27 protein-coding genes and 2 tRNA genes are annotated in these 26,824 nt (G+C 35.0%); 14 read left to right on the top strand and 15 right to left on the bottom strand.

Annotated features, from left to right (window positions below; genetic code table 11):
- Window positions 1–151: 151 nt before the first annotated feature.
- Window positions 152–826, bottom strand: coding sequence for a head GIN domain-containing protein (locus tag EDF66_RS14135; RefSeq protein WP_132772856.1), 675 nt, complete (start codon window positions 824–826; stop codon window positions 152–154).
- Between the two features lie 177 nt (window positions 827–1,003).
- Window positions 1,004–2,083, bottom strand: coding sequence for a class II fructose-bisphosphate aldolase (fbaA, locus tag EDF66_RS14130; protein WP_021192276.1), 1,080 nt, complete (start codon window positions 2,081–2,083; stop codon window positions 1,004–1,006).
- 226 nt (window positions 2,084–2,309) lie between these two features.
- On the opposite strand from fbaA, the gene EDF66_RS14125 reads away from it, so the two are divergent.
- From EDF66_RS14125 to EDF66_RS14100, 6 genes are all read left to right on the top strand, one after another.
- The gene (locus EDF66_RS14125) at window positions 2,310–2,657 is read left to right on the top strand and encodes an ArsC family reductase (protein ID WP_021192277.1); all 348 of its coding nucleotides are present in this window, start codon (window positions 2,310–2,312) and stop codon (window positions 2,655–2,657) included.
- An 87-nt stretch (window positions 2,658–2,744) separates the two neighbouring features.
- Window positions 2,745–4,694: a M1 family metallopeptidase gene (locus EDF66_RS14120; protein WP_132843407.1), complete on the top strand. Its 1,950-nt coding sequence runs from the start codon at window positions 2,745–2,747 to the stop codon at window positions 4,692–4,694.
- 111 nt (window positions 4,695–4,805) lie between these two features.
- The gene (locus EDF66_RS14115; RefSeq protein WP_021192278.1) at window positions 4,806–5,510 is read left to right on the top strand and encodes a hypothetical protein; all 705 of its coding nucleotides are present in this window, start codon (window positions 4,806–4,808) and stop codon (window positions 5,508–5,510) included.
- A 362-nt stretch (window positions 5,511–5,872) separates the two neighbouring features.
- Window positions 5,873–7,360 carry an amino acid permease gene (locus EDF66_RS14110; protein WP_132843405.1) on the top strand — a complete coding sequence of 496 codons (1,488 nt, stop codon included), beginning with the start codon at window positions 5,873–5,875 and terminating at the stop codon, window positions 7,358–7,360.
- 101 nt (window positions 7,361–7,461) lie between these two features.
- On the top strand, window positions 7,462–7,959 hold the full coding sequence (locus EDF66_RS14105; RefSeq protein ID WP_165902448.1) for a helix-turn-helix domain-containing protein: 498 nt from the start codon (window positions 7,462–7,464) through the stop codon (window positions 7,957–7,959).
- Complete coding sequence (locus EDF66_RS14100; RefSeq protein ID WP_243656050.1) at window positions 7,959–8,795, top strand: IS3 family transposase; 837 nt, start codon at window positions 7,959–7,961, stop codon at window positions 8,793–8,795. Before EDF66_RS14105 ends, EDF66_RS14100 begins: the two co-directional genes overlap by 1 nt.
- Window positions 8,796–8,889: 94 nt before the next feature.
- Here EDF66_RS14100 and EDF66_RS14095 read toward each other — a convergent pair whose 3' ends face one another.
- A complete protein-coding gene (locus EDF66_RS14095; protein ID WP_132772861.1) occupies window positions 8,890–9,195 on the bottom strand; it encodes an FtsB family cell division protein in 306 nt (101 codons plus the stop codon).
- A gap of 311 nt (window positions 9,196–9,506) precedes the next feature.
- Here EDF66_RS14095 and lpxB point away from each other — a divergent pair, with 311 nt between their 5' ends.
- Complete coding sequence (gene lpxB, locus EDF66_RS14090; RefSeq protein WP_132843400.1) at window positions 9,507–10,616, top strand: lipid-A-disaccharide synthase; 1,110 nt, start codon at window positions 9,507–9,509, stop codon at window positions 10,614–10,616.
- 65 nt (window positions 10,617–10,681) lie between these two features.
- On the top strand, window positions 10,682–11,320 hold the full coding sequence (locus EDF66_RS14085) for a hypothetical protein (RefSeq protein ID WP_021192283.1): 639 nt from the start codon (window positions 10,682–10,684) through the stop codon (window positions 11,318–11,320).
- A 42-nt stretch (window positions 11,321–11,362) separates the two neighbouring features.
- On the opposite strand, the gene EDF66_RS14080 is transcribed toward EDF66_RS14085, so the two are convergent.
- The 3 genes from EDF66_RS14080 to EDF66_RS14070 form a co-directional block, all read right to left on the bottom strand.
- Window positions 11,363–12,328 (bottom strand): DUF3810 domain-containing protein, encoded by a 966-nt coding sequence (locus EDF66_RS14080; RefSeq protein WP_243656051.1) that lies wholly within the window; start codon window positions 12,326–12,328, stop codon window positions 11,363–11,365.
- A 121-nt stretch (window positions 12,329–12,449) separates the two neighbouring features.
- Entirely contained in the window at window positions 12,450–13,505 is a 1,056-nt protein-coding gene (locus tag EDF66_RS14075) for a nucleoid-associated protein (protein ID WP_132843396.1), read from the bottom strand.
- A 22-nt stretch (window positions 13,506–13,527) separates the two neighbouring features.
- On the bottom strand, window positions 13,528–14,433 hold the full coding sequence (locus EDF66_RS14070; protein ID WP_243656049.1) for a histone deacetylase: 906 nt from the start codon (window positions 14,431–14,433) through the stop codon (window positions 13,528–13,530).
- A gap of 128 nt (window positions 14,434–14,561) precedes the next feature.
- Here EDF66_RS14070 and EDF66_RS14065 point away from each other — a divergent pair, with 128 nt between their 5' ends.
- Both EDF66_RS14065 and EDF66_RS14060 read left to right on the top strand, forming a co-directional pair.
- Entirely contained in the window at window positions 14,562–15,197 is a 636-nt protein-coding gene (locus EDF66_RS14065; RefSeq protein WP_132843394.1) for a YceH family protein, read from the top strand.
- Between the two features lie 176 nt (window positions 15,198–15,373).
- Complete coding sequence (locus tag EDF66_RS14060; RefSeq protein ID WP_132843392.1) at window positions 15,374–16,252, top strand: DUF72 domain-containing protein; 879 nt, start codon at window positions 15,374–15,376, stop codon at window positions 16,250–16,252.
- Between the two features lie 110 nt (window positions 16,253–16,362).
- Here the strand turns inward: EDF66_RS14060 and eno are convergent, their stop codons facing one another.
- From eno to EDF66_RS14020, 8 genes are all read right to left on the bottom strand, one after another.
- Window positions 16,363–17,658, bottom strand: a complete 1,296-nt coding sequence (eno, locus tag EDF66_RS14055) for a phosphopyruvate hydratase (protein ID WP_021192290.1) — start codon at window positions 17,656–17,658, stop codon at window positions 16,363–16,365.
- Between the two features lie 211 nt (window positions 17,659–17,869).
- Entirely contained in the window at window positions 17,870–18,970 is a 1,101-nt protein-coding gene (gene carA, locus EDF66_RS14050; protein WP_132843390.1) for a glutamine-hydrolyzing carbamoyl-phosphate synthase small subunit, read from the bottom strand.
- Between the two features lie 280 nt (window positions 18,971–19,250).
- On the bottom strand, window positions 19,251–19,583 hold the full coding sequence (locus EDF66_RS14045) for a TM2 domain-containing protein (protein ID WP_132843389.1): 333 nt from the start codon (window positions 19,581–19,583) through the stop codon (window positions 19,251–19,253).
- A 112-nt stretch (window positions 19,584–19,695) separates the two neighbouring features.
- The gene (obgE, locus tag EDF66_RS14040; protein WP_132843387.1) at window positions 19,696–20,694 is read right to left on the bottom strand and encodes a GTPase ObgE; all 999 of its coding nucleotides are present in this window, start codon (window positions 20,692–20,694) and stop codon (window positions 19,696–19,698) included.
- 44 nt (window positions 20,695–20,738) lie between these two features.
- Window positions 20,739–21,308, bottom strand: coding sequence for an adenylate kinase (locus EDF66_RS14035; RefSeq protein ID WP_132772880.1), 570 nt, complete (start codon window positions 21,306–21,308; stop codon window positions 20,739–20,741).
- A gap of 70 nt (window positions 21,309–21,378) precedes the next feature.
- Window positions 21,379–21,452, bottom strand: a tRNA-Arg gene (locus tag EDF66_RS14030).
- Window positions 21,453–21,928: 476 nt separating this feature from the next.
- Window positions 21,929–22,639: a hypothetical protein gene (locus EDF66_RS14025; protein WP_132843385.1), complete on the bottom strand. Its 711-nt coding sequence runs from the start codon at window positions 22,637–22,639 to the stop codon at window positions 21,929–21,931.
- Between the two features lie 169 nt (window positions 22,640–22,808).
- Window positions 22,809–22,882 (bottom strand) — tRNA-Arg (locus tag EDF66_RS14020).
- Window positions 22,883–23,070: 188 nt separating this feature from the next.
- Between EDF66_RS14020 and EDF66_RS14015 the strand changes: the two genes are divergently transcribed.
- A complete protein-coding gene (locus EDF66_RS14015; RefSeq protein ID WP_021192295.1) occupies window positions 23,071–23,898 on the top strand; it encodes an alpha/beta fold hydrolase in 828 nt (275 codons plus the stop codon).
- Between the two features lie 74 nt (window positions 23,899–23,972).
- Here the strand turns inward: EDF66_RS14015 and EDF66_RS14010 are convergent, their stop codons facing one another.
- Window positions 23,973–24,191 (bottom strand): hypothetical protein, encoded by a 219-nt coding sequence (locus EDF66_RS14010; RefSeq protein WP_156169482.1) that lies wholly within the window; start codon window positions 24,189–24,191, stop codon window positions 23,973–23,975.
- A gap of 608 nt (window positions 24,192–24,799) precedes the next feature.
- Between EDF66_RS14010 and EDF66_RS14005 the strand changes: the two genes are divergently transcribed.
- Genes EDF66_RS14005 through EDF66_RS13995 form a run of 3 tightly spaced genes read left to right on the top strand, consistent with a single transcriptional unit; the run spans window position 24,800 to window position 26,800 of the window.
- Window positions 24,800–25,411 (top strand): TetR/AcrR family transcriptional regulator, encoded by a 612-nt coding sequence (locus EDF66_RS14005; RefSeq protein WP_021192297.1) that lies wholly within the window; start codon window positions 24,800–24,802, stop codon window positions 25,409–25,411.
- 1 nt (window position 25,412) lies between these two features.
- A complete protein-coding gene (locus tag EDF66_RS14000) occupies window positions 25,413–26,045 on the top strand; it encodes a nitroreductase family protein (protein WP_132843383.1) in 633 nt (210 codons plus the stop codon).
- A 53-nt stretch (window positions 26,046–26,098) separates the two neighbouring features.
- A complete protein-coding gene (locus EDF66_RS13995) occupies window positions 26,099–26,800 on the top strand; it encodes a DsbA family oxidoreductase (RefSeq protein ID WP_132843382.1) in 702 nt (233 codons plus the stop codon).
- The last annotated feature ends 24 nt before the right edge of the window (window positions 26,801–26,824 follow it).

Here is a 26,824-nt window from a genome sequence, read left to right as displayed (position 1 = left end):
TAGGCTATAATCTCGCTGACTCCGTCGTAAATTGTTCTTTAGTTCTTTTTTCATAATAAGCTGAGTTAGATGTCAACTTATTTCAGGACGGGACAATCATTAAAAAAAAGCACTTAAAAAATTAAGTGCTTTTTTAATCTACTATGGTAGATTATTTATAATTAATTATTCCGCCAGCCAATTTCTTCTCAGATTTATGTGCAGGTTTGCCATAAACTTCAATAACGCCACCCGCACGCGTTTTAGCGACAATAGAATCTTTTGCATATACCTCTGCTTGACCACCGCCATTGACCGTAACATTGGTAACATCTGTTATCAATTCTTTACCTTCATATTTACCGCCGAAATTAGACACAACATCTTGTGTGATACTTTTTCCAATAAGTGAAATTGTCGAACCTGAAGTAGGCTTAACATCTACCTTTTTAGCCTCCACATAAACAACCACTAAACCACCCTCTGCTGCGGAAACATTTAATTGATCGGCTACTATTTTCTCTTTTTCTCTATTAACGATCTTCGCTCCTTTTTTGGCAGATAAACTATTCAAAGATTGATAGTATACCTTAACACTGATATTATTTCCTTGAAGCGCATTTAAAGTATTCATTTTAATACGTAATGCACCGTTTTTGTTGATAACTTGGATATTCTCAGAATTAGCCCCTTCCGTCACAACCTCATTGGAATTCCCATGAATTAATTCAACCTGAATTTTATCAGTAACATCTACCGAATTAAACGTACCCACGTTCTGCTTTGTCTGAGCAATACCTAATTGCGCAATAAAAAATAAAATAGCACCTAATCCTAATTTTTTCATATCAATATATTCTATTCGTATAACTATCCTGCAAAATATGCACCATTCCTGACTTTAAGATAAAATTTAGCAGATTTTAACAAAATTAAATAAAAAACACAGCCCCAACAAAAAAGCGTACGAAGTGAAATTACCTCATACGCTTTTAGTACTACTTAAATGTAGACTCAATCGATATTATAACTTGCTATTAACATCAATTGCATTCAATTCTTGGAAAGCTTGTTTCAAACGTGTAACGAAAGCTTCTTCTCCCTTACGTAACCAAACGCGGGGATCGTAGTATTTTTTATTTGGAGAATCAGCTCCTTCAGGATTACCGATTTGACCTTGTAAATAATCATGGTTTTTAGCTTCATACTCACGAACACCATCCCACATAGCCCATTGCATATCTGTATCGATGTTCATTTTGATTGCACCATATGAAATTGCTTCTGCAATCTCCTCAGGAGTTGAACCCGAACCACCGTGGAAAACAAAATTAACAGGTTTATCAGCAGTTAAATTAAATTTCTCGCGAATGAATTCTTGTGAGTTATGTAAAATAACAGGTTGTAATTTTACATTTCCCGGCTTATATACTCCGTGTACATTACCAAAAGCTGCTGCTACAGTAAATTTATCAGACACCTTTGATAATTCTTCATAAGCATAAGCTACCTCTTCCGGTTGTGTATATAATTTTGAACTATCAACATCAGAATTATCTACACCATCTTCTTCACCACCTGTTACACCCAATTCGATTTCAACAGTCATTCCAAGCGGCTTCATACGTGCTAAGTATTTTGCCGAAATCTCAATATTTTCTTCAATTGGCTCTTCAGACAAATCTAACATATGAGAAGAGAATAATGGTTTACCGTGTTGTGCGAAAAACTTCTCACCAGCATCTAATAAACCATCGATCCAAGGTAATAATTTCTTAGCAGCATGGTCTGTATGCAAAATAACTGCAACACCATAGTGCTCTGCTAATAAATGAACGTGTTGAGCAGCAGCTACAGCACCTAGAATACATGCCTTTAATCCATCATTATTTAACGTTTTACCAGCATAAAATTGTGCTCCACCATTTGACAATTGAATAATCACTGGTGAGTTAACCGCTTTTGCAGTTTCCATAACAGCATTAATCGAGTTTGTACCAGTTACGTTAACAGCTGGTAATGCGAATTTGTGCGTTTTTGCTAATTCAAACAATTCTTGTACTTGATCTCCCGTCAATACACCTTTAAAATCTTTTAGGCTCATATTATAATTTGCTTTTGTTATTTATAATCTCACTATTTATGGACTAAGTTAAAAAAAAAATATTGTTCTACATAATTTATAAAGTGTACTTCTTACACTAACACAATGATCCATGCTCACTAAATAAAGAAGTTTACCCAATAGCATCTATAATTTAATATTCACCTATACGATATTGGATATCAATTACAATTTCTCTAAGTTTGAATTAAAATATAGAACAAATATGTTACACGTATACGGAATCAAAAACTGCAACACAGTGAAAAAAGCGATCAATTGGTTAGAAGAACATCAATTGCCTTATACATTTCACGACTATAAAAAGGAAGGCATCTCTGAAAATAAACTCGAGGAATGGGAAAAAGAAATCAGTTGGGAAAAACTGCTGAATAAAAAAGGAACCACATGGAAAAAACTTGATGTAGAAGAACAAGCGACCGTTACAGATGCACACACCGCTAACCAAGTTCTGATCAAAAACACAAGTATGATTAAAAGACCTGTAATTGAAGGAGGAAAGCAAATTTTGCTCGGTTTCGATGAACTAGAATACGCTTCCTCTCTAAAATAATCGTTACAATCCGACTATTTCTTCGAAAAAATTTAACAATACATCTTTTCATACTATATTTAGGCAGAACAATCCCTACAATTAAGTATGAAAAGATTACCCTTATTGTCAATAAGTATTCTGTCCTTATCATTATCAACTCCAAGTTTTGCTCAACAAAAAAGCAATTATAGTTATACTGAAGCATTTGCTCCTTTATTTTTTAATAATAATGGTGATGAATTTCGCTCAGCAAGTGGAAAACCAGGACCAGCTTACTGGCAAAACAATGCTGACTATAAAATTACAGCAACATTAGACGATCGAGAAAATACAATTGCTGGAAATGTTGAAATAAATTATAGCAATAATAGTCCAGATCAGCTGGACTATGTATGGCTTCAGTTAGACCAAAATATGTTCTCCAAAGAAGGTCGAGGTCAAGCCATATCTCCATTAACAAAAAGTAGATATGGTGATGCTAACGCAAGTTTTGATGGTGGCTATACGATATCTTCTGTCACCGATCTAACTGGTAAACCGGTTGATTATATCATCACCGATACACGCATGCAAATTAGGCTAACTCAAGCCTTAGCAGCAAAAGGTGGTAAAACGGGATTTAAAATACAATATTCATACACAATACCAGAGTATGGTGCCGATAGAACGGGAATACTAAAAGCCGCCAAAGGTAATGTTTTTGCCATCGCACAATGGTTCCCTAGAGTGTGCGTTTATGACAACATTCGAGGATGGAATACAATACCTTATACGGGGCCTGGCGAATTTTATCGTGAATTTGGTAATTATCAGGTACAGATAACGGCTCCCGCGAATCACATTGTAGTTTTGGGGGGAGAACTTCAGAACCCACAAGAGGTATTTACGGCAGAACAGTTTAAACGCTATGAAAATGCCAAAAATAGTGACCAGACAGTCATCATACGTTCTGCACAAGAGGTCGCTCAAGCAAACTCAAGACCAAATAAGAAAAGCCTAACGTGGAAATACATTTTAAATAATGCGCAAGATATTGCATGGGCTTCTTCCTCTTCTTTTATATTGGATGCAGCGAGAATTAATTTGGTCAATGGAAAAAAATCACTTGCTATTTCTGCTTACCCAGAAGAAAGTAATGGTAATAATGCCTGGGAACGTTCTACCGAGTATACCAAAGCGGCCATTGAACATTACTCCAACAAATGGTTTGATTATCCCTATCCTGTAGCTGTCAACGTAGCTTCCAATGTTGGAGGTATGGAATACCCTGCATTATCTTTTTGTGGCAATAAAGCACGAGCTGGATCCTTATGGGGGGTAACCAATCATGAATTTGGCCATAACTGGTTTCCAATGATCGTATCCAGCAACGAAAGAGAATTTGGCTGGATGGATGAAGGATTCAACTCTTTCATAAATGAAATTGCAACCGAAAGTTTCAATAACGGTGAATATTTTAAACAAGTTGGGGATCCAAACAGTCAAGCAGTCCGATTTACAGATCCACGCTTAGAAGCGATAATGAATACACCGCAAAGCATGGATGAACGCAATATTGGTATATTGCTTTACTATAAACCTGCTTATGGTCTCAAATTATTAAGAAATGAAATTATTGGCGCAGAACGTTTTGATTATGCATTCAAAAAATACATTTCTGATTGGGCCTATAAACATCCGACACCAGAAGATTTTTTCCGTTCAATGGAAAATGGGACAGGGGAAAACTTAAATTGGTTTTGGCGCGGTTGGTTTCTAAACAACTGGCGTCTTGATCAGGCAATCAATAAAGTAACATACATAAAAAATGACCCTAAATTAGGTTCCGTTATTACGGTTCAAAATTTAGAAAAACTTCCTATGCCTGTAGTAGTTGAAGCCACAACAGTATCAGGAAAGAAAATTCGAAAAAAATTACCTGTAGAAGTTTGGGAAAGAAACCAATCTTTTGACTTCAAAATAGATTCAAAAGAACCTTTAATATCAGTTCAATTAGATCCTGATAAAGTTTTTCCAGACCATGTTCCGGAAAACAATATCTGGACAGCAAAATAAAAAACAGAAAATCTCATATACAATCATATATGAGATTTTTTTATTAAAATAATTTCTTTTAAATACATTACTACTTATATTTATGTATTTTTGGTTATATAAAAAGGAAAAATGAAAACAGCATTCATACATAGTTTAAGCATATTGACACTTCTGGGAATTACCAGTATCTTCAGCAATCTCAAAGCGCAGGAAAAAATAAAAGGAATTGCCATGGAATTGGTCAGTAGTCAAAAAATTGAAGGAGTTTCTATCAAAAATACCCGTACAAATAAAATTGTGCAAACAGATCAAGAAGGCAATTTTATCATTGATGCTCAATTGAATGATTATTTAGCGATAGAGGCTACCGGATATGAAAAAGACACTGTTTTTGTCTATGATTATGGTGTTAAAAGAGTCTATCTAAATAGATTAAATTCAGTAATTGAACTAAATGAAGTCTATATTGAAAGAATGACAGATAGTAGATTAATTGCAGAAATCAATGCAACAAAAATCGCTGGAAAATACTCTGATGTTGGTCAACAACGTGGCGGTATCCGTCTCTCTCCTTCTCGACTATTTAGTAAAGAAGGAAAAAGAGCACGTCAAAACTACAAACTTTTAGTAGAGGAGCAACATAAAAGAGCTATCGATCGTAAATTCACAGATGACTTAATCCAATCCGTAACGCCTCTAAAAAATCCAGATTTGGCACTTTTCAAAGAGCAATACAGACCGACTTACAAATTCATTGAGCAAGCCTCAGCAGAAGATGTTAAGCTGTATATTATAGATGCCTACAAAAAATACAACACGAAAAAAGGAAAATAGTAAATTCAACTTTATTATAAGTTCAAAAAAGCTTTAAACCAAAATATTTCACATATAAGGTTTAAAGCTTTTTCATTTTTATAGCCTTTATACGAACATTGAATCATTATCGCGCAGATTCTTTACCATTCTGCGTTCAAACTCCCCATACTTTATTTAAAAATTTCTTTCTTTTTATTTTGAACAAGTTTAAATAAGTTAGGCTATGTAAAAATACTTTACAACAGCTTTATAAACATTAATTATCATTATATCAAGAACAGAAACAAAAAAAACTTCCTCTTTTTTCATATAATAAACTATATTTGACTTTGAAAAGACAATCAATAAACATTAAAAAACAACCCACTTAAAATATATTTATGCTTTTTAAAAAATCGATTAGCAAATTAATCGCAGAAGCAGAGCTAAATGGCCAAGGTACATTAAAACGTACACTCTCCAGTTCTGGACTTATTGCATTAGGAGTAGGTGCCATTATAGGTGCAGGCTTATTTTCACTGACAGGTATAGCGGCGGCCGACCATGCTGGTCCTGCTGTAGTACTCTCTTTTATTATTGCGGCTGTAGGCTGTGGTTTTGCAGGTTTATGTTATGCAGAATTTGCATCGATGATCCCGGTTGCTGGATCTGCTTATACCTATTCATATGCTACGATGGGTGAATTTATGGCGTGGATAATTGGATGGGATCTAGTCTTAGAATATGCTTTGGCAGCAGCTACGGTATCTGTTAGTTGGTCCCAATACTTCAATCAACTTCTCTTAACATTAGGCGTCGAAATTCCAACTCAATTTCTACATGGTCCTTGGGAAGGTGGTATTGTCAATGTCCCTGCAATCATCATTGTTTGTTTACTATCACTACTTTTAATGCGCGGTACAGAAGAATCTTCTTTTGTAAATAACATTTTAGTTATTCTAAAAGTTGCTGTAGTTCTAATTTTCATTGTATTGGGTTGGGGATTCATAGATCCAGCGAATCACACACCTTTTATACCTGTCAATCATGGAGAAGAAATGGTGAAAAGTGGCCAGTTAAGCTTCTGGAGTTTTCTGGGTAGCGATGATTTTGGTCATTTTGGTTTTAGCGGTATCCTGAGAGCGGCTGGAGTTGTATTTTTTGCTTTTATCGGTTTTGATGCCGTTAGTACTGCTGCGCAAGAAGCTAAAAACCCTAAAAAAGGAATGCCAATCGGTATTATTGGTTCTTTGATTATCTGTACCTTACTATATGTATTGTTTTCATATGTATTGACTGGATTAGCACCTTACACTGAGTTTAAAGGTGACGCCAAACCTGTTGCCACTGCATTTGCAAAAACAGGTTATACCTTCTTAAACACAGCTTTAATCGTAACGATTATCGCTGGATATACATCTGTAATTTTGGTCATGCTTTTAGGACAAAGCCGTGTATTTTATTCAATGAGTAAAGATGGTCTATTACCTCGAATATTTTCAGATCTATCAAAAAGACAGACTCCATGGAAAACAAATTTAATTTTCATGGTATTTGTAAGTATTTTTGCCGGATTTGTGCCCGTATCCGATTTAGGCCACATGGTCAGTATTGGTACCTTATTTGCATTTACATTAGTGTGTATAGGGATACTTGTATTACGGAAAACTGAACCAAACCTGGAACGTCCATTTAAAACACCATTTGTACCGCTTATTCCAATACTCGGTATTTTAGTCTGTGTATTAATGATGGCATCATTACCTATTGAATCTTGGGAACGACTAGGCATCTGGATGTTGATCGGTGTAATAATCTACTTTGTTTATAGCAAAAAACATTCGAAAATAAGAAAAGAATATGCCGCAGAGCATAAGATAGAAGAATAACATAAAAAAGGCTGTTTCGATCTGCAGTGCCCCCAAAAAGTTAGACACTTTCTGGGGGCATTTTTATGAATAAGAAAAACAAGCACAGTTTTGAATTTAAGTTGAGCTGTGTTAGACAAATGGATGGGCATTTTCGTTCTGCAAAGTCTTTGGGAGAAGAATTCGGGATTACGTATTCTTTGTTTGAGACCTGGTACAGAATATATAAGTATCAGGGAGAATCGGGGCTACTTCCCAGGAAAGGGAAAAGACACTTTAGTGCTTCTTTTAAGCTTTCTGTCCTTACCGCAATCCGAGAAGAAAGTTTATCTTTGAAAGAAGCCCGTGTACGCTTTGACCTTTCCTCGGATGCCCATATCATTGAATGGCAGAAAAGGCTGGACAAGTTCGGTCCAGAAGGATTGGAGGCACGGCCAAAAGGAAGACCCTTGATGACAAAGAAAGCAAATCCGCAGATCAAGCGAAAAGTTAGAAAAACGAATAAAGCGCTCACGCGTGAAGAGGAACTTTTGCAGGAGAATGAGTATTTACGTGCAGAAAATGCCCTGCTAAAAAAACTCAGCGCCTTAGCTCAAGCCGAAAACAAGCGAAAGCCATAATGGAGCTAAGGCATCAATTTGATCTTGATATCCTGCTGAGTTGCGTTAAAATGGCAAGAAGTACTTTCTATTATCATTCCAAGAAGGGGGGACAAGCAGATAAATACGAACAGGTCAAAGCGCAAATCAACAAAGTTTACCATGTACATAAGGGCCGCTTTGGCTATCGCCGCATTACCCTGCAGCTCAAACGGGATGGAGTGGATATCAATCATAAGACCATTCTTAGATTAATGAGGGAAATGGGTTTGAAGAGTCTGATCAGGATAAAGAAATACAGGTCATACCGGGGTGAACCGGGCAAGATCGCCCCCAATATCCTCAACAGGAAATTCCAGGCTGAGGGGCCTTTGCAAAAATGGGCCACGGATATTACTGAGTTCAAAGTCAAGGAAAAAAAGCTGTATCTCTCCCCAATAATTGATCTGTTCAATCAGGAAGTTATAAGTTATGAAATTACTGACAGGCCGGTCTTTAAAGGGGTAATGGATATGCTCAAAAAGGCACTTCCCAAAGCAAGGGGGGCATCACAACTGCTTTTACATTCAGATCAGGGCTGGCAATACCAAATGCCTAAATATCAACAGTGGCTCAAAGAAAACGGAATCACTCAAAGCATGTCCAGAAAAGGAAATTGCCTTGATAATGCCGTAATTGAAAATTTCTTCGGAATTTTAAAATCAGAACTGTTTTATCTAAAACAATACGAATCAACAGAGAAGTTAAAAAGCGAAATAGAAGATTATATCTCCTATTACAATAATCAACGGATAAAACTAAATTTAAATGGAATGAGCCCGACAGAATATCGAGCTCATTATTACAAATCTAATTAACTAAATTTGTCCAATATTTTGGGGGCAGTCCAAAAAGGCAGCCTTTTTTATGTTATTCTATTAATTCAATATCCTAAAAAAAGGAAACTTGGATTTAATTTTCTTCTTTTGGTTCTACCTCGGTTACAATATAAACATCCTCATTTTCTTTCTTCATTTTATATTTTTCACGAGCTATCCTTTGCACTTCTCGTTGATCAGAGCGGATGTCTGTTATGGTTTCAATAATACTCTCATTTTCTTTCTCGTAAAACGCTTTCTCTCTCTCCAAATTACTTTTTTGATGCTGGTAACTATATTGTGTTGCAAAATCATTACGATCAAAAAAACACATCCAAACAGTAAAAGCTATACCAGCTAAAAAATATTTGTTTCGAATAAGTGCTAAAAATCTATCCATAGTACAAAAGTAATATTTAAGATCTATACATGCTAAATCTCAATTAAATATAAAACATTTATCTGAAAATTAGCTAAAGTCTAATTATGAACACATTAATTATGGAAAAACTGCGTGATAATCATCTATTATAAAAGGAACTTGTAACTTTCTTCATTAGAAATGCGCAATCATCATCAAAAAATGAATCACCCATACTATATCCATAAAACGAGAAATCCAATATCATTACTTTTATATAAGCGCAATAATATTGCGGATCTAAGCAAAATTATCTAAGTTTAACCCTATTATTGAATAGAATCGAGCAAATGAAATATTATCTTATAGCAGGCGAATCTTCCGGAGATTTACATGGTGCAAACTTGATCAACGCATTAAAAGTCGAAGATCCAGACGCTACCTTCAAAATCGTAGGCGGCACGCAGATGGAAGAATCTGCTGATCAAAAAGCCCTAATACACACTTCGCAAATGGCCTTTATGGGCTTTGTCGAAGTATTAAAAAACTTAGGTACCATTTCAAAAAATCTAAAAAAGGTAAAAGAAGATATTATTAAAGAAAAGCCTGATTGTGTCATTTTAATTGATTTCCCTGGCTTTAACTTAAAAATCGCAGATTTTGCCAAGAAAAAAGGTATAAAAACATGTTACTATATTTCTCCAAAAGTATGGGCATGGAATCAAAAACGTGTGATTAAAATTAAACGTGTCGTCGATCACATGTTCTGTATCCTTCCCTTTGAAGTCGATTTTTATAAAAAATGGAAAATGCCCGTTGACTATGTTGGAAATCCATTACTAGATGCCATTTCATCTTACAAATTCAATCCTAATTTCATTACTGAACAACAGCTCAGCGAACGGCCAATCATCGCATTGTTGCCTGGTAGCCGTAAAATGGAAATAGAAAAGTTATTACCGGTTATGGCAAATTTAACCTACCTCTTTCCAATGCATCAATTTGTAATTGCGGGAGCACCAAATTTTGATAAATCATACTACCAGCGATACATTGGTGATCAAAATATACCAATTGTATTTAATGCTACTTACGATTTATTAAAACATGCCGAAGCAGCAGTCGTAACAAGTGGGACAGCAACATTAGAGACTGGAATCCTTAAAGTACCTCAAGTCGTTGTTTATAAGGCCAATGCACTATCCATATGGATTGCTAAACAGGTCATTAAAGTAAAATTCATTTCGCTGGTCAATTTAATTAATGACTTCTTGTCTGTAAGAGAATTGATTCAAGACGATTGTACCACTTACGATATTGCACAAGAGCTAGATCAATTGATCAATAAAGCAGATTACCGGGCAAGTGTAATGGAAAATTATGAAACATTGGCCCAAAAACTAGGAGAACCAGGAGCATCAAACAAAACCGCTAAATTAATTGTTCAGTATTTGAAGTAGCGCATTAAACCTTCAAAAACGCTATTCGTCAAACAGATGTTGTTTAACATAAAAAACAAATAGCCATGAAAAAAATAATTACAATTTTTGCCCTTGCTTTTTTGGGATTTCAGTCATATGCACAAAGTAATGTTGAGCACATCAGCAAATTAGAAATTGGGAAAAAGGCTAAAAAAGTCTACAATACCAAATCCTCAGACTCGACGATTAATTTGCATATTGACACGTTGATAATGGGCGATAAAGCTTCTTTGATGTTTTACGCAAACAAAAATGTCATTCTAAATGTTGGTCACGCCATTATAGGTAATAATGCTTCTATTTCAGGGACAGATGGAAAAAATAACGGTTCCAATTTTGATATTCAAGCTAATATTCAAAAATTAGGGTCGCTGTATATTATAGCGAAAGGAGATAATGCCTTTAATGGAACAAAAACATTTCCAAATGGAAATGGTGGAAATGTTAAATTAACACTTTCAGAAAATAGCATTGTACCGCAAAGAGAAAATAAAAAACAACCTAATTATTTGCAGATTGCAAATGAAGGTGGTGGTAAAAATGTCAATGCAACCAGCGATTTAAGATCTATTTATGATCGCGTGAGACAAGCTCCAGCTGGCTTGAGAGGACTTCCTCAAGGTCAGATCTATTCCGGTAGCCCGGGAACAGATGGCAAGACTGAGATTATAACGATTAAATAAGAAAAAGCGAGCAATGCTCGCTTTTTCTTATTTAATATTATTTTAAAGGCATCCTTTAAGCTTTAATTCATAAGCTACGACAAGTCTCGTCATTCTATCATAGCGGGCCATACCCTCCTTTTGATTATTATGCTTCAAATAGCCATTATAGAAGATACCAAAGACTTTATTAGTCCAGCCAGTATAATTGCTCCAAAAAGTAGCTTCCTCCTTCAGATCATCTATTACAAGTTGGGAAAGCCGTTTTTTATAAGTAGCAAACAATTCCTCATCTATTCCCCTCAGCTCCTGTAGCATGTATGATGTTGTTTGTAAATAGCTGGAATAGCGGTAAAAAAGCTCTGGATGATTTTTCAATCGCACATAGGCGATAAAATTAGCTTCGTCTTCAAAACCCACACCCTGTTGATGAGCCAATTCATGAACATACGTAAAAGGACTAGAAAAAACAGGCATTGCTGTATTCACATGTGCTTCATGTGTAAAAGGATTAAAATATCCTGACACACCAAAATAGGAGACCCAATGACTATTAAGGGGACCCTTTGCACCAACTAAAGTCGTTGAAAGAAAAGATTGAAAAGTCGTATCCGACTGTACTAATGCTATCATCTCTCTTTTAATCTTTTCATCCTGATGCTCCCATTGCTTTGGATTTATTTGAGACCGCAAAAAATTTGTCGAATCGAGACATGTTTCCAGGACAACAAGATAATCAGCCAACTTTAGACTATCTGTATTTAAACCTATATTTTGTACAATGGGTATCCGGTAATAGTTCATCCCCCAGCTTATGTAAAAAAACAAGTATAAGCCCAAAATTACGTTAATAAAATATACTAGGAATCTACCTGCATAAACATACCTTTTTTTAAATAGGTACTTAACAACATTAACGATTAGTAGTAAAAGGCAACAAACAGCAAAAAAGTAAAATAAGTCCCCAATACTAAAAGGTAAATAACCAAAAATAGCTTGTGGTAAATATGAAAAAGAAGGATACCACATTCTTGAATAATAATGCTCAACAAAAAAAGTATTTCCTTCCAAAATGGTGATTATTGCAGTAATAAAACACAGTATTGCAAAACAGATAAGTGGTTTCTTTAGCATAAACGTTGTTTAGATATTAGCTCTCATTCTCAAAATATAGCTTGTAATAATTCATCCCTTTTTCTTCATCAAATCCCTTTTCAATATATTCTCGTTTACCATGCAAATAAACATGAAAATTTTTATCCAGCTTTAATACGGTCTTATAAGATGCTTCCATTTTTTTAACAGCTTTGTCAGCGATATCAAAACTGCTTTGAAAAGGAGAATCAAATTCATCTTCAAATCCAGATCGGAAGTCATTAAACATTGTTGCTGCAATAGGATTACCAATTACTTCCTCCTCAAATTCCTCTTGATCAAAAGTCTCTTTTTCTTTAAAGTAATTCAATGATTTATTGAGCAGGTCAATCTTATCAGCCTTTTCTAACTCAAACATATCATCCAATTTCTCATTTACAAAGTTTTTATAAACTTTCAAATAGTTACCCGTCTGATTAAAATCATCATTACGAATTTTTATCTTTAGAAAATCATCTTTCCAATAAACTGCCTCGGTTTTATTCGTTTGATCGACAACCAGCACCTTATAACCTTCCTCTTCTTCTACATTAACTATGATCACACCCTTATCCAACTTATTAATATTAATTGCTTCTTCCTCATAATCCAATTGAAAACCACCTTGATTCGGATATACTTTTAGATAAGTTTCCTTGTTCTCAGACTTAAAAATTCCGACAGCATCATAATTATCCCCCTCAATCTGTACATTTTTCAATGAAACCACATACACCTCGCCGGGTTTGATCTTCGGGTGCATACAAACTTCATATAAGTGTTTTGCTATCTGCTGAGAATAGTCATGAAAAGCTAATTGCTCATTAAAGAATTGCTTTGTAAAGTGATAAATTTCATTTAACGCCAGCTCTCCATTGGGATGAAATAAGCGATAAACTTCATTTACCTTTGCAAAAGGACTCATAAAATATTGCATAAGTAGAGGAGGCAATACATCGTCATTCTCAAGTGGAACAGGTTGCTCTGATAATATATAAAACTCCTCTTGAGACTTGTTGCCTACACGATGGATAGAAAGTTGATCGAAAGTTGCATCTTGATGAAAAAACATATTTCCTATTTAAATCTTATTTTTAAAAATTATATAAATCGACAGCGATTTTAAATGTTTCGCAATGTGCATTAACAATATCTTTGATATGCAAAGAATATCCTCCCCCCATACAAACTTGAACAGGAACCTGATATTGCAGACAATTTAACAGAACAAACTCATCTCTTAATCGACAGCCTGCTGGAGAAAGTTTCAATTTCCCCAATTTATCTGTCGCCAGAATATCAACTCCGGCCTGGTAAAAGACAAAATCTGGTTTGACTTTGTTGAAGAGATTCGGCAGATGCTTGCTAAGCAACTGCAAATATACATCATCAGTTATACCATCCGAAACAGGAAGATCCAAATCAGAACTTTCTTTGATAAATGGAAAATTTTTATCCCCGTGAATCGAAAAAGTAAAAACATCTTGGTCGTCTTGAAATATATGAGCGGTTCCGTTGCCCTGATGCACATCGAGGTCGATGATTAAAATTTTTTTTGCTAGCTTATTTTTAAGCAAATAACGAGCGGCCACGGCTTGATCATTCAATAAACAAAAGCCTTCTCCAAAATCATAACCTGCGTGATGTGTTCCACCTGCAATATTAAACGAAATACCATTTTGTTGTGCATACAGTGCGGACTTTATCGTACCATCTACCAAATAACGTTCACGATCAACTAGACTCCTTGTTAAAGGAAAACCAATTCTCCGAACCATCTTAGGATCTAATGTCAGATCAAATAAAGTCTGCACATAGTCGGGATCATGCGCTAAACAAGCAATTTCAAATGACACAAGTAGAGGTTCAAAAAAATTTTCCGTTTTCACTACCCCTTCGTGTAAGAGCTGTAATGGAATCAATTCATATTTTTCCATCGGAAATCGATGGCCTGCACGTACAGGATGAATATATTCGGGATGGAACGCGATCTTTAACAAAGCTGTATATTTAAAACTTCACTAAGATAATAAAAAGGATATTTAATGGTTTTTATTGTGGATAATATTTAAAAATAATTGTTTCCCCCTCTAAAAAATAGCATATTTGATTTCAACTAATTAAATTTATGGAACTTAGCACCAAACCACAATTATCAGCCGAAGAGCAACGTGTATTAGGCTCTTTAATCGAGAAGTCAAAGGTCACCCCTGAATATTACCCGATGTCACTGAACGGTCTCCAAAGTGCCTGCAACCAAAAAACGGCTCGAAGACCTGTGGTACAATATTCCGATGAAACTATTATCAATACCTTAGCCATACTGAAAAAAAAGGGTCTTATCGCGCATGTTGTAGGTGGAGGTAGCCGTGTGACAAAGTATAAACATAATTTCGCCATACAATTTCCATTAGTTCCATCAGAATTAGCAATCATCTGCCTTCTACTACTTCGCGGACCATTAACAGCCGGAGAAATAAACTCAAATTCAGGTCGTCTGTATGATTTTGAAGCCTTAGAAGACATTACAGAACATCTTGAAAAATTAGCATCTGAAGGATTTGTAAAAGCATTAGAAAAACAACCAGGACATAAGGAAGTGCGATATATACATTTACTCGGTGATATCGATTTGGAACAATTTGAGCAAATACATCCCCTTTCCGAAAATACGGTACTCCTTCATAAAAGAATTGAAACATTAGAACAAGAATTAGCACAATTGAAACAACAATTTCAAGAACTTTGGGATGAACTGCATTAAAATAGACTGCTTATTTTATCCTTCTTTCAATGTGATTTATTAAGAATCGCGAGCGCACAATGGTAAGCTCAACTTCAAAAAAGATCATGTGATGTTAGATAAAAATAAAATCGGTTTACATTATTTAAATCCGCAGCTTCGCTTCACTTTTTATAAACAATATAAAACGGAACAACATGAAATTTGGACAGGTATCAAATCCACAAGAAATAGATTTTACGTTACCCCCTACTTCCCCGGATACGCTAAAATTATTAAAAAAAAATAAAAACAAGGAAGCATTTGCCATCTATGTCGGATGTGCTAAGTGGAATAAATCGGACTTAAAGGGCTTTTATCCGAAAGGAACGAAAGATGAACTTCCCTACTACAGTAGCCAGTTTAACAGTATTGAACTCAATGCAACCTTTTATAATGCACCATCAAAAGAGCAAGTTGAGACTTGGAAAAAAAAGACTCCCACAGACTTTAAATTTTTCCCCAAAATACCGCAATCAATAAGTCATTATAGCCGTCTATTAAACACAGATGAAAAAGTAAAGGAATTTACAGATAACATCGCTCTCTTTGAAGAAAAGTTAGGAATGATCTTCTTACAAATGCATGATAACTATAAACCAAAAGATATGGATCGCCTCCGTAAGTTTCTCTCTAAATTTCCGAAAGGGCTACCACTTGCGGTAGAAGTTCGTAATGAGGAATGGTTTTCCAAAGTTGAAACAGCAACTGCATTTTACAAGTTACTTGAGGAATTTGACATTACAAATGTCTTAGTTGACACAGCAGGAAGACGCGACCTCTTACATATGCATTTAACTACTCCATCGGCATTCATTCGCTATGTCGGAGCCAATGATCCGTCTGATTACACCAGATTGGACGACTGGGTTATGGTGATTAAACAATGGCGGGAAGCAGGTCTACAGAAACTATATTTTTTCATTCATCAAAACATCGAACTGGAATCACCACTTTTAGCAAGTTATTTCATCAAAAAGCTGAATAAGGAATTAAAACTTGATTTACATATCCCAGGTAGTGATAAATTATTTTAAAATTATCACTTAACAGTTTATGATGTAAATTGTAAATCTAATTTAGAATATCATGTAAAAAAAGAGGCATCCTTAAATAAAGGATGCCTCTTTTTAATATTTATTGCAAATTATTTTTTCGCAAAACGGAAGTTCTTTCCAATAAAACGAGCATTTGCACCTAATTCTTCTTCAATGCGTAACAATTGATTGTATTTAGCCATACGATCAGAACGTGAAGCCGATCCAGTTTTAATTTGACCACAGTTCAAAGCAACAGCTAAATCAGCGATTGTTGAATCTTCAGTTTCACCAGAACGGTGAGACATAACCGAAGTGTAGTTTGAATTCTGCGCCAAAGTAACAGCATTAATTGTTTCAGTTAGAGAACCAATTTGATTAACTTTTACTAAGATTGAATTTGCAGTATCTGTATCGACACCTTGTTGCAAGCGTTTTGTATTTGTAACAAATAAATCATCACCAACCAATTGAATAGTAGCGCCAATTTTTTCTGTTAACAATTTCCAACCTGACCAATCATCTTCCTGCATACCATCTTCGATAGATATAATTGGATATTTTTCAGTCAATTCTGCTAAATAAGCAACTTGTTCTTCGGAAGTACGGATAGCACCTTTATCACCTTCAAATTTAGTATAATCGTATTTACCGTTTACATAAAATTCTGAAGCAGCACAATCTAAAGCTAGACAAATATCAGAACCTGGTTTGTAACCAGCTGCTTCAATTGCTTTTAATACAGTTTCAATAGCATCTTCAGTACCATCAAAAGTCGGAGCAAAGCCACCTTCATCACCTACTGCAGTAGATAGACCGCGGTCATGCAAAATCTTTTTCAAGTTATGGAATACTTCCGTTCCCCAACGTAAAGCTTCAGAGAATGAAGGAGCGCCTACTGGCATAATCATAAATTCTTGGAAAGCAATAGGAGCATCAGAGTGAGAACCACCATTAATGATGTTCATCATTGGAATAGGCAATGTATTAGCATTAACACCACCAATATAACGGTATAATGGTTGACGAGACTCTTGGGCAGCAGCTTTTGCAACAGCTAAAGAAACACCTAAAATAGCATTAGCGCCTAAGTTTCCTTTATTTTCAGTACCGTCCAAATCAATCATGATTTTGTCGATTGCATTTTGCTCAAAAACATCAACACCTGCTAAAGCCTCAGCAATTTTAGTGTTTACATTTTCTACTGCTTTCAAAACACCTTTACCTAAGTATTTTGATTTATCACCATCACGCAACTCTACTGCTTCGTGAACACCTGTAGAAGCACCAGAAGGCACTGCAGCACGTCCAACGAAACCATTTTGTGTCGTTACATCTACTTCGATAGTAGGATTTCCGCGCGAATCCAAAATCTGACGCGCATGTACATCAATAATTAAACTCATTGTAATATTGGTTTAAACTTTTTATATAGTATTTTATACAATACTTAGTGTAATTTTTACACTAAAAAATTATATTCTGATTTAATAATCAAATATAAATAAAATTGAGCTTATTAAAAAACGTAAACCACAATTTTATGGCAAGAATGAATATATAAAGTGCAAAAAAAGAGGTTAGCAAATTGCTAACCCCTATCTTTATACTGATCGATTATTTTTTAATCAACTCAATGAAATCATCAAATAAATAACGTGAATCATGTGGACCAGGTGACGACTCTGGATGATATTGTACCGAGAACGCATTTTTTCCAATTACACGGATACCTTCAATCGATTGGTCATTTAAATTGATGTGCGTAACTTCAACTTTATCTGACTGTTCAATATCTTCTGCAACAACACCAAAGCCATGATTCTGAGAGGTAATCTCACAACGGTTAGCAATAATATTCTTAACCGGATGGTTGATACCACGGTGACCGTTGTGCATTTTTTTCGTACGGATATCATTTGCCAAAGCCAATATCTGGTGTCCAAGACAGATTCCAAACATCGGTTGGTCTGCCGCTAAGATATCTTTTACCGTTTGAATTGCGTAACTCATCGCTGATGGATCACCAGGACCATTAGAGATGAAATATCCTGCAGGATTCCATTCTTGCATTTCTGCAAAAGTAGTTTTAGCAGGGAATACTTTTGCATACACTTCTCTTTGAGAGAAATTGCGAAGAATATTCTTTTTAATACCTAAATCTAATACTGCCACACGTACAGGAGCATCTTCATTACCATAAAAATAAGGTTCTGTTGTAGAAACCTGAGATGATAATTCAAGTCCATCCATGGAAGGAACAGTAGCTAAAGTAGCTTTTAATGCTTCAACATCTAAGTTTTCAGATGAAATAATAGCATTCATTGCACCTTTATTACGGATATGACGCACCAAAGATCGCGTATCAATATCTGAAATACCAACTAAATTTCCCTCTTCAAAATAGCTCTGAATAGATTCGTCGGCCATTTTGCGACTATAGTTAATATTATAATTTTTACAAACTAATCCTGCGATTTGAATCTTACTAGATTCAGTATCATCTTCATCAATTCCATAGTTACCAATATGGGCATTGGTTGTTACCATAATTTGTCCGAAATATGAGGGATCGGTAAAAATCTCTTGGTAACCTGTAGTTCCGGTATTGAAACAAATTTCGCCAGTAGTCGTTCCAATTTTTCCCGCTGCTTTTCCGTGATAAACCGTTCCGTCTTCTAAAACTAAAATTGCAGGCAATTTGCTGTAGTTGGTCATTATTTATTAAATATAAAATTGTTTTTCCTAATTCCTTGCTTTATCGAAGTTTTGGTGTATAAAAAAAGCCCTAAATGGGCTAAATAATCAATTAACAATTGATTCAACGATAACGAAATTATCGTTTTTTACAACATTTGCGAAAGCATTTACTTCAATTTTCACAGGAGACAAAGGTATAACAAAATCATCAAAGTAAAAAGACTTTTTTTATAATATTGTGATATTCCCAAAATATAACGTTAAAATCACCAATCTTAATAAGATAATGAAGTGTTTATTAATCACTTTCAATTACATTGCCCGATGCATCGCGAAAATTTCCAATGACAATCATAACAAGATCAATAATATACCAGATACCACATCCGCCAAAGGTCAATAATTGAATAATCCCAGTACCGATCTTACCTACATAAAAACGGTGAACACCAAACGGTCCTAAAAAAATACAAAGTAATAAACAGGCTAACCACCTCTCATCTCTATTTTGATTATTAGATTGCTGGGTATAATACATCGGTTGACGAACACCACATGATGGACATATTTCTGCCTTCGCATTAATAATAGCTCCGCATTCTACACAATATTTTTGTGCTGCTTGATTCATAATATAATTAGTTTAGACACTAAAGTTACAAACTACCGTTCAATACAGGAGCTAAAAAATAAAAAAAGCGATTACATCGTATGTAATCGCTTTTTTACCAAAAAATAATCAATTACAAATTGATTGCTTTCCAGATCATATCCTTCAATTGCAAAATATTTTTTCCTGCAACAGATGATATAAAGATATACGGTAATCCTTCCGGAACTTCTTTTTCCATTTCTCTCTCCAATTCATCATCCAACATATCAGCCTTAGTAATCGCCAATAATTTTGGTTTATCACGAAGTTCTGGATTATAAACTGAAAGCTCATTTAATAGAATATCATATTCCTGCTTTATCGTGCGCTCCGTATCTGCAGGCACCATAAATAATAAGACAGAGTTTCGTTCAATGTGCCTTAAGAATCGATACCCTAAACCCTTACCTTTAGAGGCACCCTCAATAATACCAGGAATATCTGCCATTACAAAAGATTTCCCATCACGATAACTCACGATACCAAGATTAGGAACTAAGGTAGTAAAAGGATAGTTCGCAATTTCAGGTTTCGCCGCTGAAACAACAGATAATAATGTAGATTTTCCCGCATTTGGAAAACCAACCAATCCTACGTCGGCTAATACTTTCAATTCTAGAATAATCCAACGCTCTTGTCCAGGTAGACCCGGCTGCGCAAAACGTGGCGTTTGCTGAGTTGAAGATTTAAAGTGCCAGTTACCTAACCCACCTTTACCACCGGGAGTTAAAATTTGCATCTCTCCATCCTCAGTGATTTCAAATAAAACCTCTCCCGTTTCAGCATCTTTAGCCACTGTTCCTACAGGAACCTCTAAAATTTCATCCTTCCCTGAGGCACCCGTACTTGTAGCGGAACTACCTGATTCACCACTGGAAGCAATGATATGCTTCCTATATTTTAGGTGCAATAAAGTCCATAATTGTGTATTCCCTTTAAGGATAATATGACCTCCACGACCACCATCACCTCCATCGGGTCCACCCTTCATGGTTGTTTTATCTCGATGTAAGTGCGCTGAGCCTGATCCTCCGTGTCCCGATCGACAACACACCTTCACATAATCGACAAAATTAGAACCTTGCGCCATAGAAATAAAATATATTTGTTATTAAAACGTCTCCGCTTTATTATTTAATAATTGTCAATAATAGCAGTCAATTCTCCAAAAATAAAATCGATATCACCAATACCGTTTACTTTGGACAATTTACCTTGTGCTTCATAATATGGTAACACATGAATAGTTTTTGTAAAATATTCATCAATACGTTTTACCAATTTATCAGCAGCATCATCCGCACGGCCAGAAATCTCCTGACGTTTAGCAATGCGTGTTTTTAATTCATCTTCATTTACATCTAAAGCTATAACTACAGAGATAGAAGAATTAATACCAGTTAAAAATGCGTCCAACGCCTCTGCTTGTGCCACAGTACGTGGAAAGCCATCAAAAATAAATCCTTTTGCGTCCGGATTTTTCTTCACCTCCTCTTCCAACATCGCAATCGTAACCGAATCAGGCACTAAGTTTCCGTCAGCAATAATCTGACTGACTTGTTGACCTAGAGCTGTCTGGTTTTGAATATGAGCTCTAAAGATATCACCTGTTGAAACATGAACTAACTGATATTTATCGATAAGCTTCTGCGATTGTGTTCCCTTTCCTGCCCCCGGAGGGCCAAATATTACAAGGTTTAGCATAGTAGTATTTAGAGTAATAGAGTAAAAAAATAAAAGCCTAATCGCTATATTGATTAGGCTTTTCAAATAGTGCGCTCAAAGGGAGTCGAACCCCTAACCTCCTGATCCGTAGTCAGGTGCTCTATCCAATTGAGCCATGAGCGCGTCAACCATTACGTCATCTTCATTGCTGTTCTTCCGTTTTGGTGATGCAAATATAGGCAAAATAGCACTGCCTCCAAATTTTTTTTTCAATTTTTATCTAATAGACTGATAATGAAACAAAATAAAAAATCATCAATCAAATACAATTATGCTTAATCATAATCAACAGATATAAAGAGCTCGCACACGGCGAAATTCGATATATATAACCACCAAAGAAGAATTTTTAATCCCTAAATCACCCATTATACGTATTCAAGTTATTTCATCTTTGAAAGGATTATCTTAAAATAATTAAAAAAAGTTTCCCAAAACTCTAAAGCAATTTTTTCAGTTACTATATAAAATGCTGATTGCATTTGAAATACTTTACCTGTACCTCTGTCAACCCATAAACTAGATCTTATTTTAAAAATAGAAGAAAATAAAAACCTTTTAACCAGAAAGACTCGTATAAAAGGAATATGGAATATTCTTTATTCCAAATCACCAAATTCAACATACAGCTGTTTGTGGTTTATAAAACTAACCGGTCGTTTAGTTCCCAGAATCATTGCCTTCGACTTACTCCAAGAAAAAGGAACACGATTCTCCCTTTCCTTCAAAACGAGCAGCTGATAAGACTTGTCTGTTTTCATCTGCTTAACATCCGATAACTTAACAGACAAAACCTCATGAAAATCAGGTTTTCTACTGATCAAATGGCTCAGAAATTGTTCTTTCATATTTCCGAATAAGATGTACTGCAAATCTACAGGCCTTGGATTATCTTTATCAAACTGTTTATAATAGACAACCTGCTTGATTTTAAGAGAAATCGAATCTAAAAGCTTAAATCCTCCCCTTTCAAAATGACCTCTATATACATTTGCCTTAAATACTTTGGTCTGATTAACCATTTCTGGCAAAACAAAAACTTCTGGCTCAATCGTATAAACAAATTCTTCAGGAAATGCTAAACGGCTAGTGCGATATTGCTCTAGATCGGCCTTAGAAAATTCAAGCTCCAGAATAATCTGATAGTCGTGTGGCTGATGAAACATAGGTAAATGTTCAGCATATATAGTCTCCATCCCCATCAATAACATTCCATGAATATTAGGCTTATCAGGATAATGAGCTTGCTGGGCAGATATTATTTTGAAAGTGAAGAGTAAAAAAAGGAGACAAATACTTTTATAATTCATTTTGGCGAAATTTAAATATAGCAACAAAAATAGCGGATAGTTAAATAAAGAGTTTAAACGGAGTGTCATATTCCTATTAACCCCAATTAAACTATATGATGAAACCTTCTATTAATAATTTGGAATGGAACAAAAAAAGCTTAGTCGTAATGACTAAGCTTTCCAGTAGTGCACTCAAAGGGAGTCGAACCCCTAACCTCCTGATCCGTAGTCAGGTGCTCTATCCAATTGAGCCATGAGTGCATTTTGAGCGACTTTTATTTAAAGTCATACCCTTTTGTTTGGTGATACAAATATCGGGACTTTTTTCAATTCTGCAAACTATTTTTAAACTTTTTTAGACAAAAAAAGTAATATTTTTATTATCTTATTGATAGTATTACATTTACAAAGGTTATTTTTTTAATATTTTTTTTCACAAAGACGTACTTATGTCCAAAAAAGAAACGAAACTCAGCAAAATACGTATTGACGACATCAGCATTTCATATATGATAAGACCTAGTAAGACAGATAAAGCTGAAAAAACAGTTATCTTTTTACATGGTTTCCCTTTCAATAAAAATATGTGGCGCGCACAGATGCAACAATTAGACGAACAATTTATCGGAATAGCAATAGATATTAGAGGACACGGACACAGCACGCGAGGTCATGGCTTTTTTAGTGTGGATGTTTTTGCAAAGGATTTAATCCAATTCATCACACATTTAAATTTAAATAACGTTGTACTTTGTGGTGTTTCGATGGGAGGCTACATTGCACTGCGCACTTACGAATTAATAGGAAGTACACTTCAAGGACTCATTTTAAGTGACACCCATTCTTTTGCCGATAACAATATGGCAAAACAAAAACGTTTTGATTCAATCCAAGCTTTACTAAAATATGGAAAACGTCCATTTTCATTAGGTTTTATTGAAACAGTATTTTCAAAAAAGACATTAACTGAAAACCCAGAAGCGATTGAAACAATAAAGAGTGCCATTCGGCGAAACGATCTGCAAAACATTTGTGCGACACAATTAGCATTAGCGGCCCGTACAGATACAACAGCTATGTTAAACACTATAACAGTGCCCACATTGGTCATCAAAGGGAAAGAAGATAAGTTAATCACAGATCTACAGACCAAAACCTTACTTGACAATATTGCCCACGTTAAATTTATTGAATTTACGGAATCAGGTCATTTACCTAATTTGGAAGAGCCCGAAAAATTCAGTGGAGAGGTCAACTCCTTCTTAAACTCGCTCTAGTTACAGACATAAAAAAATGCAGTGGATAAAAATCAACACTGCATTAAATTGGATGTACCAAAAGAAAACATTTCTTATAAACCACGGTATTTACTTTGTTTATATTTAAAGAAATCATTCAAATGTTGTAAGTTTTCTTTTCTTTCCTCCGATTTACGGTAAGAAATAATGGAATCCCATATAAACAAAGCAAACACCAATATTGCAAAAAGAACAGGTATGCTCAAGAAGCTACCCGTAGTACCCTGCATAATTAACCAAGTTGAAACAATAACCGTTAATAAAAATTTCATAATAAATCCTAACATTTCGTATAATTTAAAGTGACTGAATAATACGCTGACTCTACCGCCAGACGTCTGAATAAAACCTGTGATGCCGTATCTTGAAATGGCTAGCCTACTGAAAAATATAAATGATCAGAAAACTAACTGGTGGAGAAGAACCAATATATTGATAAATCAAAATATCAGGTCAATTTTTAAAAAAATCAATAGTGTATGGAGAAGGTAAAACCGGTAAGTTTTAGCAATGATTTATATTTAAAAACTGACAAAAATTAAAAAACTTGTAGTAATTAATTTTACATCAACTTCAAATGTACTAATTTTTTTAGACAAAAACAAATGCTACGCGGAAAATTTTAGCTAAAGAACGAGTTACTTGATTTTGTAAACAGCTATAAAATAAGAGCAAATAAAAAAATGACCTCTAATTACCTCCAGTACTGCAGCCAAATTTTAATAATAACAAATTGCTTTTTTAGACAAACTCTACGATTGAATAATTATAATCTTGAATAATTATAATCTGTCATAAAAATGTACTAAATTTTACAGGCTATTTAATTTAAAAAAAATCATTGTTACTTTTGCTAACACTGTTAACTAAAGTTTTAAAGATGGGTGTATCAGAGCGGAAATTGCGAGATTTAGAAAAAATTAGGTTACAAATAATTGAACAATCCTGGCTTATTGTACAGGAGGAAGGTTGGCAAGCACTATCCATTAGAAAAATAGCAGATGCCATTGAATATAGTGTTCCCGTTATCTATAAACATTTTGAAAACAAAGATGCTATTGTAGCCTATTTTACAAAAGTCGGTTTTTCTTTGCTGGCAACACAACTTGCATCTGCTGTAGATTCAAGCAGAACCGCAGACCTGAACTTGTATCATCTAGCGACATCTTACTGGAAATTCGCATTCGAAAATAAGAAATACTATGAAATTATGTTCGGTTTGGGTATTCCCCAATGCGAAGTTGTGAACAGTATCAAAGAGATGAAAGTCGCATCAGATGTCATGTTAAATTGTATTTCCAAATGTATTGAAGAGAATCAAGTCGAACAAATTGATCTATTTTTAAAATTCAAAACCTTTTGGTCTATTTTACATGGTATTATTACCATCGAATTCATATCAAATACAGCAACAGATCCAGAAGTAGTATCCCCTATCTTAACAGATGCTATTGAGGGATTTATTATATCATTAAAACACCACAATAAATAACATGAGTTTATTAGAAGATTTAAAATGGAGATATGCCACAAAAAAGATGAATGGCACTCCAGTAGCACAAGAAAAAGTTGATTACATTTTAGAAGCTGCTCGTTTGGCTCCTACCTCTTCTGGGCTACACCCTTATAGAGTAATTGAAATATCAAATCGCGAATTGAAAGCAAAAATTCAACCTATTGCTTACGGTCAATCCCAAATCGTAGACAGTTCACATATTTTAATTTTCGCAGCTTACGATTCCTATACTAAAGAACGTGTAGAAGCACCATTTGCGCAACAGGCGGAAGAAAGAGGATTGCCATCAGGATTTGCAGATGATTATAAAAACAATCTTTATACACAATTATCAGCGTTGTCCCAAGAACAGCAATTTAACCATGCTGCACGTCAGGCTTATATTGGCTTTGGATTAGCCGTAGCCGCGGCGGCAGAACAAAAAATTGATGCAACTCCTATGGAGGGTTTTAACAACCAACAGTTAGATGCCCTACTTGAGTTAGACAAATTAGGCCTTAAATCGGTTACAATCTTAGCCCTGGGTTACCGCGATGAAGCAAACGATTGGTTAGTTAACTTAAAGAAAGTAAGACCAAGCCACGAAGATTTCATTATTAAATTCAACTAAAACATATTTTGGAAACTCAATTATTAGGAGTTCCCGATTCTTAAACATACATTATGAAAATAGAAATTTGGTCGGACATCGTTTGTCCATTTTGTTATATTGGTAAAAAAAGATTAGAACAAGCATTAGCTTCATTTCCTCATCGTGATGAAGTTGAGATTATTTGGAAATCTTATCAACTACACCCGCAATTCCCACAAGATGCGGCTGGTATTCCCGCAGTAGAGTACATTAAAAATGCGAAAGGTCTAACTAAGGAAGAAACTTTAGGTATGATGCAACAGGTTCAGTCCATAGGAAAATCTCTAGAGATTGATTTTGATTTCGAAAAATCACTAATTGTCAATACCCTCAATGGACATCGTCTAATACATTTTGCACAAGAGCATAGTCTTGGTAATATTTTAAAAGAACGCCTACTAAAAGCCCATTTCAGTGAAGGAGTAGACGTTAATGATACCAATATATTAGTAAACCTTGCTACGGAAGTGGGGATGGACAAAAAAGAAGTCCAAGAAATGCTGCATTCTGATCGTTTTACTTACGAAGTCACTCAGGATATTCAAGAAGGTGTAAATCTAGGTTTACGTGGCGTTCCATTCTTCGTTTTTAATCAAAAGTTTGGTATTGCTGGAGCACAACCTTTAGAAATGTTTGAACAGACACTCCGTCAAGCATATGAAGATGCTAAAACAGTTATTATCATGAATGATAATGAAGGACCTAGCTGCGACAGTGAAACCGGAAATTGCTAATAGTTTACTATTAGCAATTTTGAT

The organism is Sphingobacterium sp. JUb20 (genome assembly GCF_004342035.1).
GTDB classification, from domain to species: domain Bacteria; phylum Bacteroidota; class Bacteroidia; order Sphingobacteriales; family Sphingobacteriaceae; genus Sphingobacterium; species Sphingobacterium anhuiense.
Note: the sequence above shows the minus strand (reverse complement) of the source record. Positions and strands in the feature narration are given on the sequence as shown.

Bases quoted from the DNA above. Each gene is read 5' to 3' on its own strand.
- fbaA (WP_021192276.1), bottom strand. From the start codon at position 2,083: ATGAGCCTAAAAGATTTTAAAGGTGTATTGACGGGAGATCAAGTACAA.
- EDF66_RS14125 (WP_021192277.1), top strand. From the start codon at position 2,310: ATGTTACACGTATACGGAATCAAAAACTGCAACACAGTGAAAAAAGCG.
- EDF66_RS14005 (WP_021192297.1), top strand. From the start codon at position 24,800: ATGGGTGTATCAGAGCGGAAATTGCGAGATTTAGAAAAAATTAGGTTA.
- EDF66_RS14095 (WP_132772861.1), bottom strand. From the start codon at position 9,195: ATGGATAGATTTTTAGCACTTATTCGAAACAAATATTTTTTAGCTGGT.
- EDF66_RS14045 (WP_132843389.1), bottom strand. From the start codon at position 19,583: ATGAATCAAGCAGCACAAAAATATTGTGTAGAATGCGGAGCTATTATT.
- obgE (WP_132843387.1), bottom strand. From the start codon at position 20,694: ATGGCGCAAGGTTCTAATTTTGTCGATTATGTGAAGGTGTGTTGTCGA.
- EDF66_RS14015 (WP_021192295.1), top strand. From the start codon at position 23,071: ATGTCCAAAAAAGAAACGAAACTCAGCAAAATACGTATTGACGACATC.
- lpxB (WP_132843400.1), top strand. From the start codon at position 9,507: ATGAAATATTATCTTATAGCAGGCGAATCTTCCGGAGATTTACATGGT.
- EDF66_RS14115 (WP_021192278.1), top strand. From the start codon at position 4,806: ATGAAAACAGCATTCATACATAGTTTAAGCATATTGACACTTCTGGGA.
- EDF66_RS14100 (WP_243656050.1), top strand. From the start codon at position 7,959: ATGGAGCTAAGGCATCAATTTGATCTTGATATCCTGCTGAGTTGCGTT.
- EDF66_RS14065 (WP_132843394.1), top strand. From the start codon at position 14,562: ATGGAACTTAGCACCAAACCACAATTATCAGCCGAAGAGCAACGTGTA.
- EDF66_RS14080 (WP_243656051.1), bottom strand. From the start codon at position 12,328: ATGTGGTATCCTTCTTTTTCATATTTACCACAAGCTATTTTTGGTTAT.
- EDF66_RS14000 (WP_132843383.1), top strand. From the start codon at position 25,413: ATGAGTTTATTAGAAGATTTAAAATGGAGATATGCCACAAAAAAGATG.
- EDF66_RS14075 (WP_132843396.1), bottom strand. From the start codon at position 13,505: ATGTTTTTTCATCAAGATGCAACTTTCGATCAACTTTCTATCCATCGT.
- EDF66_RS14110 (WP_132843405.1), top strand. From the start codon at position 5,873: ATGCTTTTTAAAAAATCGATTAGCAAATTAATCGCAGAAGCAGAGCTA.
- EDF66_RS14060 (WP_132843392.1), top strand. From the start codon at position 15,374: ATGAAATTTGGACAGGTATCAAATCCACAAGAAATAGATTTTACGTTA.
- EDF66_RS14025 (WP_132843385.1), bottom strand. From the start codon at position 22,639: ATGAATTATAAAAGTATTTGTCTCCTTTTTTTACTCTTCACTTTCAAA.
- eno (WP_021192290.1), bottom strand. From the start codon at position 17,658: ATGAGTTTAATTATTGATGTACATGCGCGTCAGATTTTGGATTCGCGC.
- EDF66_RS14035 (WP_132772880.1), bottom strand. From the start codon at position 21,308: ATGCTAAACCTTGTAATATTTGGCCCTCCGGGGGCAGGAAAGGGAACA.
- EDF66_RS14120 (WP_132843407.1), top strand. From the start codon at position 2,745: ATGAAAAGATTACCCTTATTGTCAATAAGTATTCTGTCCTTATCATTA.
- EDF66_RS14010 (WP_156169482.1), bottom strand. From the start codon at position 24,191: ATGAAATTTTTATTAACGGTTATTGTTTCAACTTGGTTAATTATGCAG.
- EDF66_RS13995 (WP_132843382.1), top strand. From the start codon at position 26,099: ATGAAAATAGAAATTTGGTCGGACATCGTTTGTCCATTTTGTTATATT.
- carA (WP_132843390.1), bottom strand. From the start codon at position 18,970: ATGACCAACTACAGCAAATTGCCTGCAATTTTAGTTTTAGAAGACGGA.
- EDF66_RS14085 (WP_021192283.1), top strand. From the start codon at position 10,682: ATGAAAAAAATAATTACAATTTTTGCCCTTGCTTTTTTGGGATTTCAG.
- EDF66_RS14135 (WP_132772856.1), bottom strand. From the start codon at position 826: ATGAAAAAATTAGGATTAGGTGCTATTTTATTTTTTATTGCGCAATTA.